General features: G+C 61.6%; 5 protein-coding genes. 2 read left to right on the forward strand and 3 right to left on the reverse strand.

Annotation, left to right across the window (positions count from 1 at the left end):
* Nucleotides 1–67 precede the first annotated feature (67 nt).
* Complete coding sequence (dnaK, locus tag Q0349_RS12705; protein WP_298081385.1) at nt 68–1993, reverse strand: molecular chaperone DnaK; 1926 nt, start codon at nt 1991–1993, stop codon at nt 68–70.
* Nucleotides 1994–2062: 69 nt separating this feature from the next.
* Nucleotides 2063–2659, reverse strand: a complete 597-nt coding sequence (locus tag Q0349_RS12710) for a nucleotide exchange factor GrpE (protein ID WP_298081386.1) — start codon at nt 2657–2659, stop codon at nt 2063–2065.
* A 74-nt stretch (nt 2660–2733) separates the two neighbouring features.
* Between Q0349_RS12710 and Q0349_RS12715 the strand changes: the two genes are divergently transcribed.
* The gene (locus Q0349_RS12715; RefSeq protein ID WP_298081387.1) at nt 2734–4746 is read left to right on the forward strand and encodes a hypothetical protein; all 2013 of its coding nucleotides are present in this window, start codon (nt 2734–2736) and stop codon (nt 4744–4746) included.
* A 521-nt stretch (nt 4747–5267) separates the two neighbouring features.
* On the opposite strand, the gene leuS is transcribed toward Q0349_RS12715, so the two are convergent.
* A complete protein-coding gene (gene leuS / locus Q0349_RS12720) occupies nt 5268–7874 on the reverse strand; it encodes a leucine--tRNA ligase (protein ID WP_298081388.1) in 2607 nt (868 codons plus the stop codon).
* A 146-nt stretch (nt 7875–8020) separates the two neighbouring features.
* On the opposite strand from leuS, the gene cysP reads away from it, so the two are divergent.
* Nucleotides 8021–8995: a thiosulfate ABC transporter substrate-binding protein CysP gene (gene cysP / locus Q0349_RS12725; protein ID WP_298081389.1), complete on the forward strand. Its 975-nt coding sequence runs from the start codon at nt 8021–8023 to the stop codon at nt 8993–8995.
* Nucleotides 8996–9056 lie beyond the last annotated feature (61 nt).

Raw genomic sequence — 9056 nt, forward strand, 5'->3', positions numbered from 1 at the left:
CCCCAGCCCTCCCCCGCTGCGGGCTTCGCCCTGCGGGGGAGGGAGCGGTTCGGCGGGGGAATCGCGCTTATTTGTCGTCTTTGACTTCCTGGAAGTCGGCATCGACGACGTTGTCGTCTTTCGGTGCGCTGTCACTGCTGGCAGCACTGGCACCGGCTGCCGCGCCTTCGCCGCTCATTTTGCTGTAGGCTTTTTGCATGACCGGGCCGGCGGCGTTCATCAGTGCTTCGCTCTTGGTGTTGATGTCTTCGACGCTGCCTTTGTCCATCGCTTCTTTCAGCGCTTTGCTGGCTTCGTCAATGGCGCTTTTTTCGTCGGCAGTAACTTCGTCACCGAGGTCGGCGACGGCTTTTTCGACGCTGTGCAGCATGGATTCGGCGTTGTTGCGCGCGCTGACTTTTTCCTGGAAGGCTTTGTCTTCTTCGGCGTGCGCTTCGGCGTCGCGTACCATGCGTTGGACTTCTTCTTCGGAGAGGCCGGAGCTGCCCTTGATGGTAATCGCCTGTTCTTTGCCGGTTTTTTTGTCTTTGGCGGAGACGTTGAGTACGCCGTTGGCGTCGATGTCAAAGCTGACTTCGATTTGCGGCATGCCGCGCGGTGCCGGTTCGATGCCGGTGAGGTCGAATCTGCCGAGCGATTTGTTGCTGCTCGCCTGTTGCCGTTCGCCTTGCAGGACGTGGATGGTGACGGCGGACTGGTTGTCTTCGGCGGTGGAGAAGACGTTTTCGGCGTGGGTCGGGATGGTGGTGTTTTTTTCGATGAGTTTGGTCATCACGCCGCCCATGGTTTCGATGCCGAGCGAGAGCGGGGTGACGTCCAGCAGCAGCACGTCTTTGACGTCGCCGCCGATAACACCGCCCTGGATGGCCGCGCCGAGGGCAACGGCTTCGTCCGGGTTGACGTCTTTGCGTGGCTCTTTGCCGAAGAAGTTTTTGACGGTTTCTTGTACTTTCGGCATCCGCGTCTGGCCGCCGACGAGGATGACGTCGTGGATGTCTTTGGCAGAGAGTCCGGCGTCTTTCAGTGCCTGGCGGCAGGGTTCGAGGGTGCGCTCTATCAGATCGCCCACCAATGATTCCAGCTTGGCGCGGGTCATTTTGATGTTGAGGTGTTTCGGCCCGGAGGCGTCGGCGGTGATGTAGGGCAGGTTGATTTCGGTCTGTTCGCTGGAGGACAGTTCGATTTTGGCTTTTTCGGCCGCTTCTTTCAGGCGTTGCAGCGCGAGCGAGTCTTTGGAGAGGTCGATGCCGCTGTCTTTTTTGAATTCGGCGACGAGGTAGTCAATGATGCGCGCGTCGAAGTCTTCCCCGCCGAGGAAGGTGTCGCCGTTGGTGGAGAGTACTTCAAATTGTTGTTCGCCATCGAGGTTGACGGTTTCGATGATGGAGATGTCGAAGGTGCCGCCACCGAGGTCATAGACGGCGATTTTCGCGTCGCGCGCGCCACGGTCCATGCCGTAGGCGAGGGCGGCGGCGGTCGGTTCGTTGATGATGCGCTTGACGTCCAGCCCGGCGATGCGGCCGGCGGCAATTGTCGCCTGACGCTGGCTGTCGTTGAAGTAGGCGGGCACGGTGATGACGGCTTCGCTGATTTTTTCGCCGAGGAAGTCTTCCACGGTTTTTTTCATTTTCATCAGCACGCGCGCAGATACTTCCGGCGGTGCCATTTTTTTGTCCACTGCTTCGACCCAGGCGTCGCCGTTGTCGGCCTTGACGATTTTGTAGGGGACGAGGTTGATGTCTTTCTGCACTTCTTTTTCGTCGAAGCGGCGGCCAATCAGGCGCTTGATGGCGTAGAGGGTGTTTTTCGGGTTGGTGACCGCCTGACGTTTCGCCGGTTGGCCGACCAGCACTTCGCCGTCGTCGGTGAAGGCGACGATGGACGGCGTGGTGCGCGCGCCTTCGGCGTTTTCGATGACGCGCGGCTTGTCGCCGTCCATGATGGATACGCATGAGTTGGTGGTACCGAGGTCAATACCGATGATTTTGGCCATAGTTATAAACTCCAATATTTCAAATTAAAACGTGTGCTGACTGCCTAAGTGGGGTGGCGTGCCAGCTTTTCAAGATTGCGGCGGATTTTTCTGCGAGCCGTCGGCGACGATGACCTGCGCGGCGCGAATCACCCGCCCATTGAGCAGATAGCCTTTCTGTGCGACGTGGAGGATGGTGTTCGCTTCGGCGTCGGGACTGGGAATGGCAGAGAGCGCCTGATGCTGCTCCGGGTCGAGCTTCTCGCCGACAGGATTGATTTCGGTGATGCCGTTCTTTTCCAGAATCTCCAGCAAGAGCTTCAGCGTCATCGCCGAACCCGCGATGAACTGATCCAGCGCCTGCTTGCCTTCCGCCTCGTGCGCCTTCGCCGCATCCAGCCCCAGGGTGAGCGAATCCAGGACCGGCAACAAATCGCGCACCAGCTTCTCGCTGCCAAATTTCAGCGCGCTTTCCTTCTCGCGCTCGAAGCGCTTGCGCAGGTTTTCCTGATCGGCGCGCTCGCGCAGCACCGCGTTTTTCAAATCCGCGACCTGTGCCTGCAACGCCTCGATTTCCGCCTCGCGCTGGTCAAACAGCGGCACCTCGCCGGGCTGCTCCTCCGGCGCACGGTCTGCGGGCGGCTCACCGCCATCCGGCACGTCGTGTATCATCTCGTCGTCAATCATAAAAACCTCTCTGGCATGACAAAAAACAGTTTTTCCGACATGAAGGCGGGCGACAAAAAAATCAAGGCGGCATTGTGAAAAAACTAAAAGAACACGTCCTTGCCCTGCTTTTACTCGCTACCCTCCCCGCCCACGCCCTCACCGTCGAACTCGAACTGGACGGACAAATCGCGGGCGTTTCCGTCAACCACCTGCAACTGCGCGCCGAAAGCGGCGACTACCAACACTGGCACGTGAGCGGCAAACTGCCCGCGACCCGCCTCGCCAATACCCCGCTGAAAAACACCGTCCTTGATGCCCGCCTGCGCCGCGACGGCGACAGCCTCGCCATCGAAGCCCTCGCCCTGCGCAGCCAGCGCGGCAACACCCCGCTGCGCCTCAACGCCGACCGCATCCACCTGCAAAACCTGCTGCGCGGCGAACTCCAGCTTTCACCTGGCGCGACCCTGCGCCTGCAAGCGGGCAAACACACCCTGCAAACCACCTTGAGCGCGGCAAACGGCAGCGCGCATCTCGCCGCCGACCTGCCGCTTGCCCTCATCCAAACCCTGCTGAACGCGCACGGCATCCAGCTTGGTGGCAGCCTGCGCCCCGACCTCACCCTGCGGCAAACCGCCGACGGCCTGCGCATCACCGGCAGCGTCGCCCTCGACGACCTCCGCTACAACAGCGCCGACAGTATGCAGGCGGCAGAGCATCTCCACGGCAGCGCCCGCCTTGACCTGCGGAGCAACGGCAACCGCTGGCAAGGCGAGCTCGCGCTCCACCTCACGCGCGGCGAAATCCTCATCACCCCGTACTACCTGAAAATCGACGGCGCGCCGCTCGACCTCAGCGCCCGCCTCGACTGGCAACCCGGCCGCCTCGCCCTGCGCGACCTCACCCTCGACGACGGCGCCACCCGTGCCGAAGCCGCCCTCGACTGGAACCTCACGCAAAACCGCCTCATCGCGCTCGAACTGCACAACCTGCGCAGCGACGCCGACCACCTCTACCGCCGCTACCTCAAGCCGCTCCTCGGCGACGGCCTCTTTGGCGACGCCGAACTGCGCGGCAGCCTCTACCTGCGCGGCAACTACCGTGACGGCAAAATCGGCGACCTCGCCGCCGTCCTCAACCACATCCACATCAGCGACCGCCAGGGGCGCTACGAACTGCACGACCTCGACGGCCAGGCGGGCAACAACGGCGCGCCGTCACGCATCCACATCGCCAGCGCGCGCTGGCACAAACTGCCGGTGGGCGCGGTGCGGGCGGAGCTGCGCTGGGACGCACGCGGCATCACCCTGCAACAACCGCTGCGCATCCCGCTCTTGGACGGCGGCATCACCATCAGCCGCCTTGAACCGCACGGCGACCACTACAAACTGAGCGCGCACATCGACCCCATCAGCCTCACCCACCTCGGCGACGCGCTCGACACCGTGCGCTTTCGCGGCCTGATTAGCGGCACCCTGCCCGACATCCGCCTCTCGCGCGACGGCCTGCAACTGCGCCAGCCGGTAAACGTCGCCGTCTTTGACGGCAACGTACAAATCGAACGCCTGCACATCAGCCGCTTTTTCAGCGACGCGCCGCTCGCCGTCTTCAACCTGCGCCTCTCGCGCCTCGACCTGCAACAACTGACCAACGCCTTCGGCATCGGCGAAATCGAAGGGCGTATCGAAGGCAGCGCCGAAGACATCATCCTCACCAACTGGCGGCCGCAACACTTCCGCGCCCGCCTGCACACGCCCGCGCACAACCCCGGACGGCGGCGCATCAGCCACGAAGCCGTGGCCTACCTCTCGCGCGTCGGCGATGGCGGCAGCAACCTCATGGTCAACCAGTTCATCCGCGTGCTGAACCGCTTCCCCTACGACAAACTCGGCTTCAGCGGCGAACTCGCGAACGGCGTGTTGAAACTCGATGGCATCGCCCCCGCCGCCGACGGACAAAACGGCTACTACCTCGTCAAAGGCCGCGGCGTGCCGCATCTGGACATCATCGGCCACACCCGCGAAATCGACTGGGCAGAACTGCTCAACCGCCTGAAAAGCGCGACGGAAAGCGAAGGCGCACAAGTGGAAAGCAAGCTGGGGCGATAGGGATGCGTTTGCTGTCCGCGCTATGCGACCGTATTACAAACGGATGGCGGGCACGCCCTGGCGTGCAGGGTGTCTGCAAACGGATTCGTTGGATGTGTGGCGGCGGAGCCGACTCGCGCGCGGGAATGTTGGCATCGGGAAGCGCGTGCGTGCCTGCGCCACGCACCCTACGCATAGAATCCGCCATAGGGTGCGCCTCGGCGCACCCTCCGGATAATGGCGACGATTTTGCGGCGACGGCGGCGTGCCTTGTACAGAACTTTGTGCGTATCGCTATATAGCCATCCACCGAAAGTTTCAGACAAGGCGCGTCGCCGAAGACAGTACGCGGTTGTACGGCGCGGGTTTCCCTAAAAAATGGCTCCGCCATTTTTTAGGGTGCCCGGTCAGGCGGCGCAACACCGTATGAGGCTTTCGGTGGATGGCTATAAAAAAGGAGCGGTTAGACGCTTGTGTCATAACCGCTCGCAGCAATCGTCGGGCGGTTATGGACTTCGCCTCACCGCCCCGGACGGGTCGTTTTACACCACCAGGTTCACCAGCTTGCCACGGACGACGATGCTTTTTTTCGGTGTTTTGCCGTCGCAGTGGCGTTGTACGTCGGGGTGGGCAAGCGCGGTTTTGATAATGTCGTCGTCGCTCGTGTCAGCCGCGATTTCGATTTCGGCGCGGCGTTTGCCGTTGATTTGCACGACCAGGGTGATGGTGTCGCGGGTGAGTGCTTGCGGGTCGGGCTCGGGGATGGCGGTATCGAGGATGTTGCCGGCGTAGCCGAGTGCGTCCCACAAGGCAGCAGCGATGTGCGGCGTGATGGGCGCGAGGATGAGCAGCAGGATGCGCAGGCCTTCGCTGCGCAGGCGTTTTTCTGCGGGCGCGATGTCGCCGAGGGTGTTGAGGATTTTCATCGCTGACGACACCACGGTGTTGTACTGGTTGCGCTCGTAGTCGAATTGCGCCGAGCGCAGTTGTTCGTGGATGGCGTGGCGCAGGGTTTTGTGTTTGGCGTCAAGCGCGGCGTGGTCAACCGGGGCGGGGTCGAGCTGGTCGCGCTGTTCGTGGGCGTAGGCCCAGAGGCGTTTCAGGTATTTGTGCGCGCCTTCGACGCCGCTTTCCGACCATTCGAGGGTGGATTCGGGCGGCGCGGTGAACATGGTGTAGAGGCGGGCGGTGTCGGCGCCGTATTTTTTGACGAGCGCTTCGGGGTCCACGCCGTTGTTTTTGGATTTGGACATTTTTTCCATGCCACCGTATTGCACCGGCTGGCCGTCGGCGATGAGGGTGCCGCCGGTAATGCGGCCCTTGTCGTCGGTAATCGGTTCGATGTCTGCCGGGTTGTACCAGGTTTTTTTGCCTGCCGCGTCTTCGCGGTACCAGGTGGCGGCCAGCACCATGCCTTGTGTCAGCAGGCGTTTGAAGGGTTCGCTCACTTTGACGATGTCTTCGTCGCGCATCAGTTTGGTGAAGAAGCGGGCGTAGAGCAGGTGCAATATGGCGTGTTCGATGCCGCCGATGTATTGATCGACGTCCTGCCAGTAGGCGGCGTCTTCCGGGGCGACCATGCCGCCGCTGTAGTCGGGCGACATATAGCGGAAGAAGTACCAGCTCGATTCGACGAAGGTGTCCATGGTGTCGGTTTCGCGGCGGGCGGGGCGGCCTTGCGCGTCTGTCGTCTCGTAGTATTCGGGCAGTTTGGCGAGCGGTGAGCCGCTACCGTCGGGGATGATGTTTTCCGGCAGGACGACGGGCAGGTCGGCATCGGCGACGGGCAGGTCGCGGCCATCGGCGTCGTGGATGACCGGGATGGGACAACCCCAGTAGCGCTGGCGGCTGATGCCCCAGTCGCGCAGGCGGTATTGGGTTTTTTCTTCGCCGGCGCCGAGGGCTTGCAGTTTTTTGCCGATGGCATCGAAGGCGGCGGGGTAGTCGAGGCCGTCGCAGTCGCCGCTGTTTATCAGGCGGGTGTTTTCTTTGGCGGCGTACCATTCGTGCCATTGTGCGCTGTCGTAGCTTTCGCCATCGCGGGCGACGACCTGACGGATGGGCAGACTGTATTTGTGGGCGAACTCGAAGTCGCGTTCGTCATGCGCGGGTACGGCCATCACCGCGCCGTCGCCGTAGCCCCAGAGGACGTAGTTGGCGACCCACACTTCCAGCGCCTCGCCATTGACGGGGTTGGTGACGTAGCGCCCGGTCGGCATCCCTTTTTTTTCCATCGTTGCCACGTCGGCTTCGGCGACGGAGCCTGCCTTACATTCATTGATGAAGGCGGCAAAGGTGGGATTGTCGGCAGCGGCGGCGGTCGCCAGCGGGTGTTCGGCGGCAACTGCCAAATAGGTCGCGCCATAGAGGGTATCGGGGCGGGTGGTGAAGACTTGCACAACGTGTTGTTCTGCGGTGAGGCCGTCGCGGCTGTCGTCGCGCAGGGCGAAACGCACGGTCATGCCGCGCGATTTGCCAATCCAGTTGCGTTGCATGGTTTTGACGCGCTCCGGCCAGCCGTCGAGGGTGTCCAAATCGCGCAGCAGTTCTTCGGCGTAGTCGGTGATGCGGAAGTAGTACATCGGGATGTCGCGCTTTTCCACCAGCGCGCCGCTGCGCCAGCCGCGTCCGTCGATGACTTGTTCGTTGGCAAGCACGGTGTGATCCACCGGGTCCCAGTTCACCGTGCCGTTTTTGCGGTATATCAGCCCTTTTTCAAAGAGACGGGTGAACAGCCACTGCTCCCAGCGGTAGTAATCGGGCTTGCAGGTGGCGAGTTCGCGCGACCAGTCGATGGCGAAACCGAGCGATTTGAGCTGGTTTTTCATGTAGTCGATGTTGCTGTAGGTCCAGGCGGCGGGCGCGACCTGGTGGTTCATCGCCGCGTTTTCGGCGGGCATACCGAAGGCGTCCCAGCCCATCGGTTGCAGCACGTTTTTGCCGCGCATCCGCTGGTAGCGGGCGATGACGTCGCCAATGGTGTAGTTGCGGACGTGCCCCATGTGCAGGCGGCCGGAAGGGTAGGGGAACATCGACAGGCAGTAGAATTTTTCGCGCGCGGGGTCGGTCACGGCGCGGAAGGTCTGGTTTTCTTCCCAGGATTTCTGGATGGCGGCTTCGAGGGTTTGCGGTTGGTAATGCGCTTGCATGGGGGTTCCTGAAAGGGTGTTAAGAGGCGGGCAATGATACACCAAGGCGCTTATGCAAAACGGTTATGACCCCATGCAAACTTGCCATTGGGCAGGCGCGGCGCGATGCCCTACCATGCCGCCTTCACCCAATCTGGAGCATCATCATGAAAAAAATCCTGCTAACCGCGCTGTTGGCGCTTGCCCTGCCCGTTGTCGCCGCCGAAAAAGAGCTGCTCAACGCCTCCTACGACATCGCGCGCGAGCTGTTCGCCCGCTACAACGCCCTCTATGAAAAAGAACACCCCGACGCGCCCAAGGTCAAGCAATCCCATGCCGGTTCCTCCAAACAGGCGACCGCCATCCTGCAAGGGCTGAAAGCGGACGTCGTCACCTTCAACCAGGTCACAGACGTCAATATCCTCGCCGCCAAGGGCAAACTGCTGCCGGAAGACTGGCGCACCCGCCTGCCCCATAACAGCTCGCCGTATTACTCCACCACCGCCTTCCTCGTGCGCAAGGGCAATCCGAAGCACATCGAAAACTGGGGCGATTTGGCTAAAGAAGGCGTCAGCATCGTCTTCCCCAACCCGAAAACCAGCGGCAACGGGCGCTACACCTACCTCGGTGCGCTCGGCTACGCGCAGGACACCTTCAAAACCGAAGCCGAACAGCACGCTTTCCTCAAAGACTTCCTCGCGCACGTCGCCGTCTTTGACACCGGCGGCCGCGGCGCGACCACCAGCTTCGTTGAGCGCAAAATCGGCGACGTGCTCATTACCTTTGAATCCGAAGTGAACGGCATCCGTCAGGAATACGGCGCGGACGACTACGAAGTGGTGGTGCCGAAAGTCTCCATCCTCTCCGAGTTCCCGGTGGCGTGGCTGGACAAAAACACCGAAGCCAAAGGCACCACCGACGCCGCCAAAGCCTACCTGCAATACCTCTACAGCGAACCGGCGCAACGCCTGCTCGCCGAAAACTACTACCGCGTGCGCGACGAAAAAGTGCAGGCCGAATACAAGGAGCGCTTCCCCGACGTGCAACTGAAAACGGTGGAAGACATCGGCGGCTCGTGGGAAAAAGTGATGAAAGAACACTTCGCCAACGGCGGGTTATTGGATCAGTTGCAGAAGCGCTAAGGCGGGTTTACGGCGAATTGTCAAACCAAGTGCAACACTTCATTAAAATACACTTCATAAG

Source organism: uncultured Cardiobacterium sp., assembly GCF_938028185.1.
In the GTDB taxonomy this organism is placed as follows: Bacteria; Pseudomonadota; Gammaproteobacteria; order Cardiobacteriales; family Cardiobacteriaceae; genus Cardiobacterium.